Origin of the sequence: Kocuria oceani (assembly GCF_029524215.1) — a bacterium.
GTDB lineage: Bacteria > Actinomycetota > Actinomycetes > Actinomycetales > Micrococcaceae > Kocuria > Kocuria oceani.
In genome coordinates, this window is record NZ_JARAMH010000001.1 from 340533 (window position 1) to 356800 (window position 16268).

Below are 16268 nucleotides of genomic sequence, written 5' to 3' on the forward strand. Positions count from 1 at the left end.
TGACGGCGCGGGGCCGGGCACCCCGGCGGTTCAGCCGCGCGCCGCCAGCACCTCGGCGATGCGCTCGAGCGACTCCTCGTTCTGCAGGGAGGAGCGGTCGCCGAGCGGCTCGCCCTCCCACAGCTGCGCGAGGAGCCGGCGGGTGATCTTCCCGGAGCGGGTCTTCGGCAGCTCCGGGACCGCCACGACGGCCCGCGGCTTGGCGATCGGGCCGATCTCGCGGGCCACGTGCTCCCGCAGGGCCCCGGTCAGCTCGTCCGCCGGGACCTGCTCGGCCTCCGACGTCAGCACGACGTACGCGAGCACCGCGTGCCCGGTCAGCTCGTCGCGCACGGGCGCGGCCCCGGCCTCCACGACCCACGGGTGGGTGACGAGGGCCGACTCGATCTCGATGGTCGACAGCCGGTGCCCGGAGACGTTGATGACGTCGTCGACCCGGCCCAGGATGTAGATGTCGCCCTCCTCGTCGTAGCGGGCGCCGTCCCCGGCGAGGAACCAGCCCTGCTCGGCGTAGGCCTGCCAGTAGGAGGTCAGGTAGCGCTGCGGGTCGCCCCAGACGGTGCGCGCCATCGACGGCCCGGTCCGGTCGACGACGACGAAGCCCTGCACCCCGGGCGGGACCGTCGCCCCGGCCTCGTCGACCACGCGGGTGGAGAGCCCCGGGACCGCGCGGGTGGCGCAGCCGGGCTTGAGGGCGGTGTGCGGGGCGCCGTCGTCGAACGTCCCCGGGGGCGCGAACTGCGGGTCGTGCGGGCGCGGGGACATCACGGTCGCGCCGGTCTCGGACTGCCACCAGGTGTCCACGAAGGGCACCTCGTCCCGGCCCAGCTGGGCGCGCAGCCAGCGCCAGGCCTCCGGGTTGACCGACTCGCCCACGGAGCCGAGCAGCCGGACGGAGTTGAGGTTGTAGAGCGGCGGGACGCCCTTCGGGAACGCGCCCATGAGCGAGCGGATCAGGGTGGGCGCCGTGTAGTAGGTGGTGACCCCGTAGCGCTCGATCACCTCGAAGTGCCGGCCCCAGTGCGGGGTGTTCGGGGTGCCCTCGTAGATCACCTCGGACACGCCGTTGACCAGCGGGCCGTAGATCTCGTAGGTGTGCGCGGTGACCCAGGCCAGGTCGGCGGTGCACCAGTGCACGGTCGAGTCGACCTTGGCGGGGTCGTTGACGGTGGACAGCTCGTCGGGCCGCAGCCGTCCCCCGTCGTCGCGCACGTCCGGCAGCAGGTCGAAGAGCAGGGCGTGGGTGTAGGCGGCCTGCACCAGGTAGCCGCCCATGGTGTGCACCAGTCCCTTGGGGCGGCCGGTGGTGCCGGAGGTGTAGATGATGAACAGCGGGCTCTCCGCGTCGAACGCCTCGGCCTCGTGCACGTCGGACTGCTCGGCCACCAGCTCGTGCCACCACACGTCGCGCCCGCGCGTCCACGGGACCGCGTCCTCCTCCTTGGAGTGCGTCCCCCGGGTGCCGCGCGGCAGGTCGCTGCGGCCTGGGCGGGAGGTGCGGCGCACCACGACGACGTGCTCGATCGCGTTGTCCCCGCCGCACGCCTCGTCGGCGACGGCCTTGACGGGCACCACGGCCCCGCGCCGGTGCTGTCCGTCGGTGGTCACGAGCACCTTCGCCCCGGTGTCCTCGACGCGGAACCGCAGGGCCTCTGCGGAGAACCCGCCGAAGACCAGCGAGTGCACGGCGCCGATCCGGGCGCAGGCCAGCGTGATGATGACGGTCTCCGGGATCACCGGCAGGTAGATCACCACCCGGTCGCCCTGCGTCACGCCCAGGGCGAGCAGGGCGTTGGCCGCCCGGGAGACCTCGCGCTGCAGGTCCGCGTAGGTGTAGACGAGCCGGTCGCCGGGCTCGCCCTCGAAGTACAGGGCCACGTGGGCGCCGCGGCCCGCCTCGACGTGGCGGTCCACGCAGTTGTGCGCCACGTTGAGCTTCCCGCCCTCGAACCACGCGAGCTCCGGGACCGACCAGGTGGGCCGGCCCTCCGCGTCCTGCCCGATCCGCCGGGGGGCGTCGAACCGGTGCGCCGTGGTCCACGGCTCGGCCCAGTCGAGCCGGGAGGCCTGGCCCTCCCAGAAGGCGACGCGGGCCGCGTCGGAGACCAGGGCCGGGTTCGGGGTGGGGGAGAGCGGGTCGCTCCAGCTGGCGTTCACGGTGCTGCGGTCCTTTCCTGGCGGCACGGGCGTGCCCGGTGTGTGCCCACTGTGCCAGACGTGGATGTCAGGCCCATTTCTTCACGGCCCACTTCTCGAACACGCCGAGCAGCGCGTCGGAGAGCTTGCCGAGCACGGCCAGCAGGACGATCGCCAGCAGCAGCCGGTCGGTGCGGCCGTTGTTCTGCGAGTCGGTGAGCAGGAAGCCCAGGCCCATGGACGCGCCGAGCAGCTCGGCGGCCACCAGGAACAGCCAGGCCTGGGCCAGCGCCAGGCGCAGCCCCGAGATGACCGAGGGCATGACCGCCGGCAGCTGCACCGTGGTGAGCAGCCGCAGCCCGTGCACCCCGAAGGCCCGGGCCGCCTCGAGCAGGTTGCGGTCCACGTGCTGCAGGGCCGCCGAGACGGTGGTGTACACGGGGAAGAACGCCCCGATCGCCACCAGCGTCACCTTGGAGTCCTCGCCGAGGCCGATCCACAGCAGCAGCAGCGGCACCCAGGCCAGCGAGGGTACCGCGCGGAAGGCGCCGATCGTGGGGCCCACCAGCGCGGAGCCCCGACGGGAGAGCCCGATGAAGGAGCCCGCCGCCAGGCCCAGCCCGGCGCCGATCAGGAAGCCGATGAGCACCCGCTGGGCGGAGATGCCCACGTGCGTCCACAGCTCGCCCCGGGACAGGAGATCGGCCCCCGCGGCCAGGACCGTCAGCGGGGCGGGCAGCTGGACGGCGCTGAAGACGCCCGCGGTGGACAGCACGTGCCACAGCACCAGCAGCGCCGCGGGCAGGAGCAGGCCGAGCCCCGCGCGCAGCAGGGGACGGCGGCGGGGCTCCGCGACGGCGGCGGGTGCGTCGCCCGGGTCGTCGGCGTGGACGGCCGGCTCGGCGCCGACGACCTGATCGGCGCCGGCGCGGTCGGTGCGGACGGCCTCCCCGGACGGGCTCAGCGGCGACGTCACTGCCCGGCCTCCGCGCCCTCGGCGGCCTCGGCCACGCGGGCGGCGTCGGCGTCCTCGGCGTAGGAGCTCTCCACGAGGCCGGCCAGGGCCTCGTCGATCTGCTCCTGGCCGGACACGTCACCGGAGTCCACGAAGATCGGGCCGACCTTCTCGAGCACGGCCAGCTGCTGCTCGCCGGGCACGTGGTCGATGTCCAGGTGGGTGCGCTCGAGCACCTGCTCGGCCACGGACAGCTCGATCCCGGCCGCGTCGGCGAGCAGCTGCGCGGTCTCCTCCGGGTGGGCCAGCGCCCAGTCCCGGGCGTAGGCGTAGACGTCCACCACGGTCTGCGCCGCCTCGGGCTGCTCCTCGAGGAAGTTCTCGTGCGCGTTGAGGAAGCCGTAGGTGTTGAAGTCCACGTTGCGGTAGAACAGCTCGGCGCCGTTCTGCTCCGCGGCGGCCATGATCGGGTCCAGCCCGGACCAGGCGTCCACCTGGCCGTTCTCCAGCGCCGAGCGCCCGTCGGCGTGCTGCAGGTTCTGGATCGTGACGTCGGCCGGGTCCACCCCGCCTTCCTCGAGGGCCTGGAGCAGGAAGAAGTAGGGGTCGGTGCCCTTGGTGGCGGCCACGGTGCGGCCCTCGAGGTCGGCCACGGACTCCACCCCGGTGCCCGGGGCGGTGACGAGCGCGGACCACTCCGGCTGCGAGTACAGGTCGATCACCTTGATCGGAGTGCCGTTGCTGCGGGCCAGCAGCGCCGCGGAACCGGCGGTGGAGCCGACGTCGACCGCCTCGGCGCGCAGCGCCTCGTTGGCCTTGTTCGAGCCCGCGGACTGCACCCACTCGACCTCGGTGCCCTCCTCGGCGAAGGCGGCCTCGAGCCAGCCCTTCTCCTTGATCACCACGGAGAGCGGGTTGTAGGTGGCCCAGTCGACCGTGATCTTCTCGGCGGCCTGGGCCCCGCCGGAGCCCTCCCCGGCCATGCACCCGGTCAGGGACAGGGCCAGGACGGCGGCCAGGGCAGGGATCGTGCGGGCGGGGCGCGGGGACAGCGGCATGGTGGGGCCTTTCGTGGTGGGGTGGGCGTGCCGGGCGGACCCGGCGCGGCGCAGGGCCGCGCCGCACCCGGGGGAGCGGGGCGGGATCAGCGGGTCGCGGGGTGGTGGGCGTCGACGCCCAGGTGGCCGAGCAGCTGCACCCGCAGCTCGGCGAGGACCTCGGAGGCCCGGTCCCGGGGACGGTCGCCGGGCACGGAGAGCACCGTGCTGATCGACGCGGGGGCGGTCGGGCCGGTGCGGCCCAGGACCACGATCCGGTCGGCCAGCTGCAGCGCCTCGTCGACGTCGTGGGTCACCAGCAGCACGGTGGTCGGCTGCGCGGCGTGGACGGTGAGCAGCAGGTCCTGCATCCGCAGCCGGGTCAGGGCGTCGAGGGCGCCGAAGGGCTCGTCGAGCAGAAGCACACCGGGGTTGCGGGCCAGCGCCCGGGCCAGCGACGCGCGCTGGGCCATGCCGCCCGAGATCGCTCGGGGACGGTGGCGGGCGTGGGCGGTCAGCCCGACCAGGCGCAGCAGGTCGTCGATCACGGCGTCGGCCTCGGCCCGGCCCAGCCCGGAGGGCAGGCCCAGGCGGACGTTCTCGCGCACGGAGCGCCACGGCAGCAGCCGCGGCTCCTGGAAGGCCACGGCACAGCGCGGGTCGATCCCGGAGACCGGGGTGCCGTCGATGAGCACCCGCCCCGCCGAGGCGGTGTCCAGGCCGGCGGCGGCCCGCAGCAGCGTGGACTTGCCGCAGCCGGAGGGCCCCAGGATCGCCAGGACCTCCCCGGGGCGGACCGTGACGTCGACGTCGTGCAGGACGTGGTGGCTGTGCCCGCCGGACGGAAAGGCCTTGCCGACGTGCTCGAAGGCCACCGAGTAGGCGCGCTTCGTGGTGGCCGGTGCGGTGGCGGCGGTGGACGGTGCAGAGCCCAGCAGAGACGTGCCCATGATCAACTCCATCGGTCCTGGCATTAGCACCTCGCACGGGGATCGGACGGATCCGTGCCGGTTGCTGCGACGTCGACGAGCCAGGTCTCTCAGCCGCTCCGGATGGTTACGGCCCCATTGAACGTGCTCCGCGGGTCGCGTGGCAAATCGCTCCGCGGGCCGTCATGGTCGAAAACGGTGGCACGCCGCGCCCTCGTGCCGCACCATGGACCCATGACGAGCCGGCACACCTCGACCCGGGCGGACCTGGTCCGCGACGCCTGCACGGCGTTCGCGGCGGTCCTCGACGGGCTCGGTGACGACGACTCCTGGGCGCCCACCGGCTGCCGCGGGTGGTCGGTGCGCGACCTCGCCCACCACTGCGCCGCGGACGCGGTGCGCGGTCTGGTCGCCCTGCACACGCCCACCACGGCCCGCCCGGACCGGGACGCCGCGACCTACTGGGCGGCCCGGGGCGCGGATGCCGTGGCCGCGGCCGAGGTCCGGCGCCGCACCCGGGCGGCGGCGAGCCTCTACCCGGAGTGGGATGAGCTGCGGGGGCACTACCGGGAGTCGGCGCGGGCGCTCGTGCACGCGGCGGAGCGCTGCCGGCCCGGCGGGACGGTCCGCACCCAGGGCCACGTGCTCCGGGTCGACGACCTCCTGAGCACCCTGGCGGTGGAGTCCACGGTGCACCACCTGGACCTCATCGAGCACCTGGAGGGCTGTCCGGGACCGGCGGTGGACGGGCTCGCCGAGGTCCGCCGGGTCCTCATCGACCTGTGGGAGCGGGAGCCGCCCGAGCACTGGAGCGATGAACACTTCGCCCGGGTGGGCACCGGCCGGGCGGCCCTGCCCGCCCAGGACCGGGCCCAGCTGGGCCCGGAAGCAGACCTCCTCCCCCTCTTCTCCTGACCCTCCGCCCCCCCGCCGAGGTTGCACGTGTCGGCGTCCCGTGCGCGGTGGATTCATAGGGTCGTTGCAACGCTTCGGTCGGTGGCCGGGACCTGCAATCTCGGGACACGGTGGGGCGCGATCGGGGCGAGCGGGGCGGGTCCGTGCCAGGGTGGGGGCATGAGCCGCAACGATCCCGCCGTGATCGACCGCCTGATGACACAGCCCGGACGCTGGGCCGTGGTGGGGCTGACCGGGAACACGGCCCGGCCCGCGCACTCGGTCGCGAAGCGCATCCGGGACGACCTCGGCATGACGATCGTCCCGGTCAACCCGAAGGGCGAGGTGGTGCACGGGGAGCCCGGCTTCCGCACGCTCGCCGAGGTCCCGGGGCCGATCGACGTGGTGGACTGCTTCGTCAACTCCCGCCGCGTCGGAGCGGTCGTGGACCAGGCCGTCGCCGCCGGCGCGAGGACCGTGTGGCTGCAGCTGGGCGTCGTGGACCACGCGGCCGCGGCCCGCGCCGCCGCCGCCGGGCTGGACGTGGTGATGGACACGTGCCCGCTGATCGAGCTCGGGGCGCGGCTGCGGCAGGGCTGGACGCTGGACCCGCGGCGCACCCCGCCGCTCGCGCCGCCGGTCTGACTCCTGCCGCGGTCCTGCCGCGCACCGGGAGGACGAGGGGTTGCCCCGCGTCCGGGGGGACCCGCTAAGCTGGTCCGCGACGACGATGACGAGTCCCGACGCGAAGCTCTGGCTGGTCGGGCGGCAACCCTCTCCCGTAGCGGGGTGCCCCAGATGAACATCGGGCCGCGGCGCACCCGCCCCGCGGCAAGTACGGCGCCCCTGAGTGCGTCGGACCCGCGAGCAGGTCTTCACGACGCACGGGCGCGGGTCGGTGATCGACCGTGGAGGTCCCTGTGAGCAAGCGCATCGCCCTGAACGCCTTCGACATGACCTGCGTGGGGCACCAGGCCCCGGGCCTGTGGAAGCACCCGCGCTCCCGTGCCGACGAGTACAACACCCTCGAGTACTGGACGGATGTCGCCCAGGTCCTGGAGAAGGGCCTGTTCGACGCGATGTTCCTCGCCGACGTGGTCGGCTACTACGACGTCTACCAGAACTCCGCGGCGCCGGTGATCAAGGACGCCACCCAGATCCCGGTCAACGACCCGTTCATGCAGATCTCCGCGATGGCGGCCGTGACCAAGCACCTCGGCTTCGGGGTGACCAGCGCCATCACCTACGAGCAGCCGTACCCGCTGGCGCGGAAGTTCGCGACCCTCGACCATCTGACCAGGGGTCGGATCGGCTTCAACGTGGTGACGTCCTACCTGAAGTCCGCGGCCGAGAACCACGGACTGACGGAGCAGATCTCCCACGACGAGCGGTACGAGATCGCCGAGGAGTTCATGGAGGTCTGCTACAAGCTGTGGGAGGGGTCCTGGGAGGACGGCGCGGTCAAGCGCGACCGCAGGAACGGGGTCTTCGCCGACCCGTCCCTCGTGCACCCCATCCAGCACCACGGCAAGTACTTCGACGTGCCGGGCATCGGGCTGACCGAGCCGTCCCCGCAGCGCACCCCGCTGATCTTCCAGGCCGGTGCCTCCTCGCGCGGGCGCGCGTTCGCCGGGCGGCACGCGGAGGCCGTGTTCGTGGGCGGCATCCGCCCGGACCTCACCCGCGTGGTCACCGACAAGCTGCGCGACGAGGCCGAGGCCCAGGGCCGGGGGCGGGACGACCTCAAGATCTTCGCCATGCTGCACGTGATCGTCGACGAGACCGACGCGAAGGCCGAGCAGAAGCGCCGCGACTACGAGCAGTACGCGGACGCCGACGGCGCCCTGGGCCTGGTGGGCGGCTGGTCCGGGGTGGACCTGGGCCGCTACGACGAGAACGACGTGCTGGAGTACATCAAGACCGACTCCATCCAGTCCTTCCTCACCCCGTTCACCACCGCGGACCCGAAGAAGAAGTGGACGGTCAGGGAGGTCGCCAAGCACATCTCGATGGGTGGGATGGGCGTGCCGATCGTCGGGTCCCCGCAGACGGTGGCCGACGAGCTGGAGCGGTGGATCGACGACGGTGGCCTGGACGGCATCAACCTCGCCTACCACGTCTCCCCGGGCTCGTTCGAGGACTTCGTGGAGTGGGTCGTGCCGGAGCTGCAGAAGCGCGGCCGCTACCGCACCGCCTACGAGGGCACCACGCTGCGCGAGAACGTCTACGGTGCCGGACAGACCAAGGTGCTCGACACCCACCCGGCCGCCCGGTACCGGGGCGCCTACGCCGGCAAGCCGTCCGCCGCCGACACGCCCGCCCGCGATCTCGTGTCCTGACCCGTCCGTGACCGGGGAGGTCCGCCACAACGTTTGATCTCGGACGCCGACGCAGTACGCTGGTGGTACCAAGCATGCTTTCCATGAACGTCCGCCCCTCCGGGATCCGCACCCCGGATCACCGCAGACACACAGGAAGCGAGGCACCACCATGACCACCCCCGCCGCCCGGCCGGACCGCCGGACCACCCACCGCTCGCCCGTCCAGACCGCTGCTCTTCTGTACGGCGCGGTCTTCCTGCTCGTGGGCATCGCAGGATTCATCCCCGGCATCACCACGAACTACGACCAGCTCATGGTCGCCGGCCACCAGTCCGAGGCCATGCTCCTGGGCATCTTCCAGGTGTCCTGGCTGCACAACATCGTCCACCTGCTCTACGGCGTGGCCGGCCTCGCCCTGGCCCGCTCCGCCTCCGGGGCCCGCAACTACCTGCTGTGGGGCGGCCTGGTCTACCTGGTCCTGTGGATCTACGGCCTGCTCGTGGGCCAGGAGTCGCAGGCGAACTTCGTTCCCCTGAACACCGCCGACGACTGGCTGCACCTGTTCCTGGGCGTGACCATGGTGGGCCTGTCCTTCCTGCGCCGCGACACCCACGACCGCAGCGCCACGCGCAACACCACCGGCCCGGCCTACTGACCGCTCCGCCGGTGCGGTGCGCAGAGCGGGCGCACCCAGCAGGCCGGCACCGCAACGGCTCCCCCGCCTCGGCGGGGGAGCCGTTGCCGTGCCGCGGGGCCGGTCAGCCGGCCGGGGCGGCGCTCCAGCGCAGCAGGGCCGCAACGTCCGTGCTGTCCGGCAGGGCACCGGGCGGCACGAACACAGGCCGGCCGTCGGTCAGCACCGCGGCGCGGACCAGCGCGGCGTCGGCGGGGACCCGGCCGAGCACGCGGGCGCCCACGGCCTCCGACTCCGTCACGGCGATCCACGGCTCGGCGTCCAGTGCGAGCAGCTCCTGCTCCGCGTCCAGGTGGGTGTCGTCGATCAGCAGGGTCTCGGCCTGCGCCTGCTGGAGCGCCGCGACCACCGGTTCGATCCCGGACACCGCCGTGGGGTCCGGGCGTCCCCGCTGCTCGGCCAGCCGCTCGAGCAGCTCGTGCTGCCGGTGGGCGATGACCTCCGCGACGCGCCCCTCGACCTGGTGGGCGAAATCGGCGGACTGGCTGCCCTCGGCCCGGGTGTTCGCGTCCACGACGCTCACCAGGGCGCGGGCGGCCTTCGACAGCTGCTCCTCGACGAGGCCCCGGGCCCGCAGGTCCCCGGCCAGGACCACCAGCTGCGCCCCGCTCCCGGCCACGACCTTGTCGATCTGCTCGGCGACCTGCTCCGTGTTGCGCCGCCACACGTCCTCGGTGTGCCGCTGCCAGCGTCCCTGCGACCAGCCGCCGCCGGGGAACTTCTTCAGGTGCTCGGTCTCGCCCTCGATCTGCTGCTCGTCCAGGGCGCGGGCCCGGCTGGCGTACTCCAGGCAGATCTCGCCGCCGTCCCGCCCCACCTCGGCCACCACGTAGGGGAAGTCGTCCGGACGGTGCCGGAACAGGGGGGTGAGGTCGGGCACCTCGCCCACCTCGAGCACGCCGCGCCCGGCCAGGGGGCCGGGGAGGACCTCGTCGATCTCCACGGTGCCGTCGCGCACCAGCAGATAGCGGCACACCGGGTCCGGCACGCCCTCCGCCGGGCGCACGGCGGCCTCCACCGCGGCGAGATCGGCCTTGGACGCCCCCTGCTGCTCCAGCTCCCGGCAGATGTTCTCCGGCAGGACGTCGATCGCGTGCAGCGAGTCGACCGTGCCCGTGCTGATGTCCGTGTACACGGTGCACCAGGGGCCTGTGCTCTTGAACAGTTCGGCGTAGCGATGGAATCGACTCGTCATGGTGGACAACTCCTGCTGTTGAGCGGTGCTTCCTGTGGTGCAGACCACGTTATCGGACGCCCAGGGGGCTGGGAACAGCGGCCGGGCCGAGTAGGGTCGGACGCACGCGACCGGTCGCCCGACCGGTGGCTCCATCGGTCCCACGACGCAGGAGGAAGCCATGAGCGACGCACCCGCATCGAGCAGCGAGTACGACGAGGCCGACCGGCTCGAGCAGTCGATCGACGCCGAGCCGCCCGAGATGGACGACCAGGACGTCGAGGCGTCGGCGCACACCCCCGACCGTTCGGAGGCGTCCTCCCTCGAGGCGAATCCCGCCGACCTCGAGGAGCAGGACCGCGAGGTGGCGCTCGACGAGCCGGCCGAGGGCTCGACGCTCGAGGAGATCTGAGCCCGGCGCCGCGCGGGCCCGCCCGGCCGTTCCCGCGGACGGCCCGCGGCGGGCGCCGCCGCGCAGGGCGCGCGGCTCAGACCGCCGACCAGCCGCCGTCCGAGGGCAGGACGACACCGTTGACGTTGGACGCGTCGTCGCTGGCGAGGAAGACGATGACGGCGGCCACCTGCTCGGCCGTGGCGGTGTAGGGGACGTTCTGCAGGAACGCCCCCATCCGCCCGGGGAAGAGCTCCGAGTCGATGGGGGCCTCGATGCCGGTCGCGGTCGCGCCGGGAGCCACGGCGTTGGTGCGGATGCCGTCGGCCGCGTGCATGAGGGCGGTGTTGCGGGTCAGCCCCGCCACCGCGTGCTTCGAGGCCGTGTAGGCGGCGCCGGCCGCGGAGCCGCGCAGGGAGGCCTCGGAGGCCACGTTGACGATCGCCCCGCGGCCGGAGGCCCGCAGCAGCGGGATCGCGGCGCGGGTCAGCCGCATGACCGCGACGACGTTGACGGCGAAGACCCGGTCCCACGTCTCGTCGTCGACCTCGGCGACGGACTCGAACCGGTCCATGATCCCGGCGTTGTTGACGAGCACGTCCAGCCGGCCGTCCGCGGCCGCGAGCACCCGGGCCACCGCACCCTCCTCGGTGAGGTCGGTCACCACGGGGAACAGCGGCAGGAGCGGTTCGTCCGCCACCAGGTCCTCCAGCCGGCGCGCCGAGGAGTCCACCACCACGACCGTGGCTCCCTCCCGGGCGAGCCGGAGCGCGGTGGCGCGCCCGATCCCGGAGCCCGCCCCGGTGACGACGGCGGTGCGGGCGCTGAAACGCTGGTCGTCCACGGTGGCTCCTGCTGCTCGGCGGGCGGACGGGAAGCGCCTCCGGGCGGGCCGCGGTGACGCCCTCCCATTCTGGGGCGGCCGGGGCGGGGAAGAACGTCTCGGAAAAAATGTGACCTGCTGCATCCGGGAGGGGGTCCCCGCCGGTAGTACGGGTGCAAGGTCGATCCCGCTTCCGCCAGGGAGCCCGTTCAAGGAGCACACACCATGCGCAAGACCCTTTCCGCCGCCGCAGTCCTCGGCCTCGGTGCCGGCGCCCTCAGCATGACCCCGGCGTTCGCCGCCGAGCACGCGGAGCTGTCCGTGCTGCACGGCGTCCCGGACACCGTCGTGGACGTGTACGTCAACGGCGAGCTGACCCTGGACGACTTCCAGCCCGGGACCCTGGCCGGCCCGCTGGAGCTGCCCGCCGGCAGCTACGACCTGGCGATCACCGCCCCGGACGCCGCGGACGCCTCGGCGCCGATCATCGGCCCCGTCACCGCGGACCTGCAGACCGGGATGAGCTACACGGCCGCGGCCCACCTGGACCCGGAGGGCAACCCCACGGCCGCCCTGTTCACCAACGACATGTCCGAGATCGAGGCCGGCAAGTCGCAGCTGACGGTCCGGCACGTGGCCGCGGCCCCGGCCGTGGACGTGCTGGCCGGCGGCCAGCCGGTCATCACCGGACTCGAGAACCCGAACGAGGAGTCCCTGACGGTCGACGCGGGCACGGTCTCCGCGTCCGTGGCCGCCGCCGGCACCACCGAGCCGGTCATCGGCCCGGCCGACCTCCAGCTGGCCGAGGGCACCCACAACATCGTGTACGCGTGGGGATCCCTCGAGGCCGGGAACCTGGACCTCGCCGTCCAGACCCTCGAGGGCATGGAGCAGGCGCCCGGGGCCGTGCCGGGCGGCCAGTCCGGCCTGGCGGCCCAGGAGCAGGGCACCATGCTCACCGCCGGTCTCGCGGCCGCCGGTGCGCTGGGGCTCATCGGCGCGGCCTACGGCGCCCGCCGGGTGCTCGCGGGGAACCGCCGGTAGTGAACCGCCCCGGCAGCCACGGCCCGGGCGCGCGGCAGGCTGCGGCCCACCGCGCGCCCGGGCCCGCCACTCCCGGCGCCCGTCGTCGTCGCCTGGCGGCGGCGGGCGCCGGGGCCCTCGCGTCCGCGTCGCTGCTGGTCGCGGCCGCCGTCACGGCCCTCCCCGCGGAGGGCGGGCCCCCGGCGGCGGCGCCCCCGGCGGCGGGTCCCTGGACGTCCCCGGCACCCGTCCCGGTGCCCGCCGCCCCGGCGGAGGGCACCGGGAACGGCGCCGCGGGCAGCACCGCGGAGGGCACGGCGGAGGCGCAGGACGCGGCGGCGGGCCGGGCGCAGGACCCGGCGCAGGCGGGCGCGGCTCCCGACCGGATCCCCGACCGGGTACCCGTCGCCCCCGCCACCCAGGCGCCCGGCCCGGAGGTCCCCGCCCCCGTGCGCGTGGTGGTGGCCGGCTCGCCGATCGACATGCCCGTGGTCCCGGTGGGGATCGAGGACAACGGCGCCATGACCATCCCGGACAACCACGTGGAGCTGGGCTGGTACCGGTACGGGCCGGCCCCCGGCTCGGAGGCGGGCGCCGCGGTCGTCGCCGGGCACGTCGACACCCTCACCGAGGTCACGCCGATGGCGCGGCTGAAGGACGTGCCGGTCGGGGCGGAGATCAGGGTGGAGCGCGCGGACGGCAGCGTCCAGCGCTACCGCACCGAGTCCGTCCGGCACATCCACAAGCAGTCCCTCGCGGACGCGGACCTGTTCCGCCGCACCGGCGAGCCCGTGCTCCACCTCGTGACCTGCGGCGGGGAGTGGCTCGAGGACATCGGGGACTACGAGGACAACGTGGTGCTGAGAGCGGTCCCGGTGCCCTGAGGGGCGGGAGGATGCGGTGTCCATGACCGGATGGCCGGTGTCCACTAGGCTGGGCAGGACGCAGACGCCCGGGGCGCACCCGGTCGCCCGCCACCACGACCTCCGGCCCACGAGGAGCCCTTCGACGATGCCGCCGCCGCCCCCGGACTGGGGACCCGAGCTCGACGCCGCGTTCGCCGCGGGGGACGAGCAGGCGCTCAGCGCGGCCTACCGGCACTGCGCGGGCGTCATCCGGGGCCTCGCCGTCCGGGCCCTGCGGGACGACACGGCGGCGGACGACGTCGTTCAGGAGGTCTTCATCCGGGCGTGGAAGTATCGGTCCGGCTACCGCCCCGAGCAGTCCTCGACCCCCGCGTGGCTGATCGGCATTGCGCGCAACTGCATCGCCGACGCCGCCCGGACCGCCGGCCGGGAGGCCGAGCGCCGGCAGGCGGACGCCGTCCGGTCGGACCGGGAGCCGCGGCACGAGGAGTCGGATCTGCTCGTGGACCGGCTCGTGGTGCGGGCGGAGGTCGAGCGGCTGGGCCCGCCCCGGTCGACGATCATGGCGCTGGCGTTCTACGAGGAGCTGACGCACCAGCAGATCGCGCAGCACCTGGACCTGCCGCTCGGCACGGTCAAGAGTCATCTGAGGCGCGGCCTCATCAACCTGCGGACACGATTGGGAGACGGTCATGGCACACCTGAGTGAGGAGTCGCTGGTGCTCCTGGCTCTGGGTGAGGCCGGGGACCTGCAGGTCCAGGAGCACCTCGCCGGGTGCAGGGAGTGCGCCACGGAGCTCGAGAGCCTCGGACACGTGGTGCGGGTCGCACGCGCCGACCCGCCCGCCCCGGCGGCGCCGGGGCCGGAGGTCTGGGCCGCCGTCCATGCCGAGCTGGGCCTCTCCGACGCGGTCGCGGCGGATCCGCTCGCCGGGTCCGCGGACCGCGGCCGGGTGCGCGACGGGGACGACGCCGCAGGCGGCGGGGACACCCCGTCCGCCTCCGACGACGGGGCTCGCGGCGGGGCGACCGTCGTGGACCTCGCGGACCGCCGCCGGCGCGGGGTGCCCTATCCGCTGGCCGCCGCCGCGGCCGCGGCGGCGCTGCTCGTGGGCGGTCTCTCGGTCTGGGGGGCGCAGCGGCTGGGCCTGGACCCGGAGCCCACGGTGCTGGCCACCGCCGAGCTCGAGCCCCTGGCCGGCTACACCGCCCGCGGCTCGGCCGAGGTGGACGAGCTGCCGGACGGGACCCGCCAGCTGGTGGTGCGCACCGACCCGGCCGACGTGGACGGCTTCAAGGAGGTCTGGCTGCTCGCGCCCGACGCCCAGCGGATGGTGAGCCTGGGCGTGATGGCCGGGGACGAGGCCGTGTTCGTGCTGCCCGCGAACCTGGACGTGGGGGAGTTCCCCGTCGTGGACGTCTCGAACGAGCCGATCGACGGGGACCCGACGCACTCGGGGGACTCGATCGTGCGGGGCGCCCTGCAGGTCTGAGCCGGATCACGCCCTCCGGTCACAGCAGCGCCGAGGTCAGCCGGGCCACGTTGTCCGCGTACTTGTGCCACAGCGGCCGCCGCTTCCACTCCTCGAAGTCCAGCAGCGTGCTGGCCTCGTGGAACTCGGCGACCACCGCGTCCATCCGCCGCCGGAACTCGCGGTCCACGATGTACACGGACACCTCCAGGTCCAGGGCGAACGAGCGTTCGTCCATATTGGAGGAGCCGATCACCGACACGTAGTCGTCCACGAGCACGAACTTGGCGTGCAGGACCGTGGGGGAGCGGTAGCGGTAGATCTTCACCCCCGCCTCGACCAGCTCCTGGTAGTAGGAGTTCTGGGCGTGGTAGGCGAGGAAGTGGTCGGAGGTCTCGCCCACGAACAGCTGCACGTCCACCCCGGACTGGGCCTCGGTGGTCAGCGCGTGCATCAGCGACTCGTCCGGGACGAAGTAGGGGCTCGCGATGACGATCCGCTCGTTGGCGTTGTAGATCAGGTGGTTGAACAGGCGCAGGTTGTTCTCCGTCTCGAACCCCGGCCCGGAGGGCAGCACCTGGGCGAAGACGGGCCCCTCGACGTCGGGCACCTCGCCGGTGACCTCGTCGAGCAGGAGGTCGCCGGTCTCGGAGTACCAGTCGCTCGTGAACAGCGCGTTGAGCTCGGCCACCACCGGGCCCGCGCACCGGATCATGAGGTCCTTCCACTCCAGGCCCTTCCGCAGGTTCTTCCGCTTGTTGTAGGAGCGGTGGATGACGTTCTGCGACCCGGTGAAGGCCAGGCTCCCGTCGACCACCAGGATCTTGCGGTGGTTGCGCAGGTCGGGCCGCTGCCACTCGCCCTTCCACGGGCGCACGGGGAGCATGCGCCGCCAGGGGAGACCGGAGCGGTCGAAGTGCCGGACGAGCTCCCGGTAGCCCGGATAGCCCACCGAGCCGAGGTGGTCGACGAGCACACGGACCCGCACCCCGCGCTCGTGCGCGCGGACCAGGGCGTCCAGGAGCACCCGGGACGTGTCGTCGACGGCCACGATGTAGAACTCGAAGTGGACGTAGTCCTCGGCCCGGTCCACCGCCTCCGCCATGACCCGCAGGCACTCGTGGTTGTCCGTGAGGATCTCGAAGGAGTTGCCGCCGACCATGGGCAGCGCCCCGAGGCTGTAGTTCAGCGCCGCGGTGGACTCGATCCAGTCCGGCAGCTCCTCGTGGGCGTTGCCGAGGATGTGCGCGTCCGGGGTGTTCTCCCGGATGACGTCGTTCATCTTCGCCTGCATCGCCATCCGCTTCCGGGGCAGCCGCGCCGAGCCGATCACGAGGAAGAGGAGCACCCCCACGATGGGCTGCAGGAAGATCGCCAGCAGCCAGGCCAGCGCCACCGAGGGACGGCGGTTGTGCGGGATCCAGCCCAGCGCCACGAGCCGCAGGATCCAGTCGAGCACCACCACGACCACGAGGATCGACTCGGGCACGCCCTCCAGGGGCAGCAGGTCGTACGGGAGCAGGCGGAGGTCCACCGTGCCAGCCTATCGGCGC

16 protein-coding genes and 2 riboswitches are annotated in these 16268 nt (G+C 73.5%); of the genes, 9 read left to right on the forward strand and 7 right to left on the reverse strand.

Translation table 11 applies throughout. The features are described 5' to 3' along the window. Window positions 1-30: 30 nt before the first annotated feature. From PU704_RS01675 to PU704_RS01690, 4 genes are all read right to left on the reverse strand, one after another. Window positions 31-2157 (reverse strand): AMP-binding protein, encoded by a 2127-nt coding sequence (locus PU704_RS01675; protein WP_277549865.1) that lies wholly within the window; start codon window positions 2155-2157, stop codon window positions 31-33. Window positions 2158-2224: 67 nt separating this feature from the next. Then, on the reverse strand, window positions 2225-3112 hold the full coding sequence (locus tag PU704_RS01680; protein ID WP_277549866.1) for an ABC transporter permease: 888 nt from the start codon (window positions 3110-3112) through the stop codon (window positions 2225-2227). Continuing rightward, window positions 3109-4149 (reverse strand): aliphatic sulfonate ABC transporter substrate-binding protein, encoded by a 1041-nt coding sequence (locus PU704_RS01685; protein WP_277549867.1) that lies wholly within the window; start codon window positions 4147-4149, stop codon window positions 3109-3111. The genes PU704_RS01680 and PU704_RS01685 overlap by 4 nt, the downstream gene beginning before the upstream one ends. Window positions 4150-4235: 86 nt before the next feature. Then, window positions 4236-5078: an ABC transporter ATP-binding protein gene (locus PU704_RS01690; RefSeq protein ID WP_277549868.1), complete on the reverse strand. Its 843-nt coding sequence runs from the start codon at window positions 5076-5078 to the stop codon at window positions 4236-4238. A gap of 5 nt (window positions 5079-5083) precedes the next feature. Next, window positions 5084-5187: riboswitch (SAM riboswitch) on the reverse strand. A 104-nt stretch (window positions 5188-5291) separates the two neighbouring features. Between PU704_RS01690 and PU704_RS01695 the strand changes: the two genes are divergently transcribed. From PU704_RS01695 to PU704_RS01710, 4 genes are all read left to right on the forward strand, one after another. Further along, window positions 5292-5972 carry a maleylpyruvate isomerase N-terminal domain-containing protein gene (locus tag PU704_RS01695; protein ID WP_277549869.1) on the forward strand — a complete coding sequence of 227 codons (681 nt, stop codon included), beginning with the start codon at window positions 5292-5294 and terminating at the stop codon, window positions 5970-5972. 159 nt (window positions 5973-6131) lie between these two features. Continuing rightward, window positions 6132-6596 (forward strand): CoA-binding protein, encoded by a 465-nt coding sequence (locus PU704_RS01700; protein WP_277549871.1) that lies wholly within the window; start codon window positions 6132-6134, stop codon window positions 6594-6596. A gap of 84 nt (window positions 6597-6680) precedes the next feature. After that, window positions 6681-6795: riboswitch (SAM riboswitch) on the forward strand. A 76-nt stretch (window positions 6796-6871) separates the two neighbouring features. After that, on the forward strand, window positions 6872-8290 hold the full coding sequence (locus PU704_RS01705) for an LLM class flavin-dependent oxidoreductase (RefSeq protein ID WP_277549872.1): 1419 nt from the start codon (window positions 6872-6874) through the stop codon (window positions 8288-8290). Between the two features lie 151 nt (window positions 8291-8441). Beyond that, a complete protein-coding gene (locus PU704_RS01710) occupies window positions 8442-8927 on the forward strand; it encodes a DUF4383 domain-containing protein (RefSeq protein ID WP_277549873.1) in 486 nt (161 codons plus the stop codon). A gap of 103 nt (window positions 8928-9030) precedes the next feature. On the opposite strand, the gene PU704_RS01715 is transcribed toward PU704_RS01710, so the two are convergent. After that, a complete protein-coding gene (locus PU704_RS01715) occupies window positions 9031-10161 on the reverse strand; it encodes a baeRF2 domain-containing protein (protein ID WP_277549874.1) in 1131 nt (376 codons plus the stop codon). 160 nt (window positions 10162-10321) lie between these two features. Between PU704_RS01715 and PU704_RS01720 the strand changes: the two genes are divergently transcribed. Then, a complete protein-coding gene (locus PU704_RS01720; RefSeq protein WP_277549875.1) occupies window positions 10322-10552 on the forward strand; it encodes a hypothetical protein in 231 nt (76 codons plus the stop codon). A gap of 76 nt (window positions 10553-10628) precedes the next feature. On the opposite strand, the gene PU704_RS01725 is transcribed toward PU704_RS01720, so the two are convergent. Continuing rightward, the gene (locus tag PU704_RS01725) at window positions 10629-11375 is read right to left on the reverse strand and encodes an SDR family NAD(P)-dependent oxidoreductase (protein WP_047802807.1); all 747 of its coding nucleotides are present in this window, start codon (window positions 11373-11375) and stop codon (window positions 10629-10631) included. Between the two features lie 204 nt (window positions 11376-11579). Between PU704_RS01725 and PU704_RS01730 the strand changes: the two genes are divergently transcribed. The 4 genes from PU704_RS01730 (at window position 11580) to PU704_RS01745 (ending at window position 14736) form a co-directional block, all read left to right on the forward strand. Continuing rightward, window positions 11580-12398, forward strand: coding sequence for a DUF4397 domain-containing protein (locus PU704_RS01730; protein ID WP_277549876.1), 819 nt, complete (start codon window positions 11580-11582; stop codon window positions 12396-12398). Next, window positions 12398-13261 carry a class F sortase gene (locus PU704_RS01735; RefSeq protein WP_277549877.1) on the forward strand — a complete coding sequence of 288 codons (864 nt, stop codon included), beginning with the start codon at window positions 12398-12400 and terminating at the stop codon, window positions 13259-13261. The genes PU704_RS01730 and PU704_RS01735 overlap by 1 nt, the downstream gene beginning before the upstream one ends. A gap of 127 nt (window positions 13262-13388) precedes the next feature. Then, window positions 13389-13952 carry an RNA polymerase sigma factor gene (locus tag PU704_RS01740; RefSeq protein WP_047801733.1) on the forward strand — a complete coding sequence of 188 codons (564 nt, stop codon included), beginning with the start codon at window positions 13389-13391 and terminating at the stop codon, window positions 13950-13952. Next, window positions 13936-14736, forward strand: a complete 801-nt coding sequence (locus PU704_RS01745) for an anti-sigma factor (protein ID WP_277549878.1) — start codon at window positions 13936-13938, stop codon at window positions 14734-14736. The genes PU704_RS01740 and PU704_RS01745 overlap by 17 nt, the downstream gene beginning before the upstream one ends. Before the next feature lie 19 nt (window positions 14737-14755). On the opposite strand, the gene cls is transcribed toward PU704_RS01745, so the two are convergent. Further along, window positions 14756-16249: a cardiolipin synthase gene (cls, locus tag PU704_RS01750; protein WP_277549879.1), complete on the reverse strand. Its 1494-nt coding sequence runs from the start codon at window positions 16247-16249 to the stop codon at window positions 14756-14758. Window positions 16250-16268 lie beyond the last annotated feature (19 nt).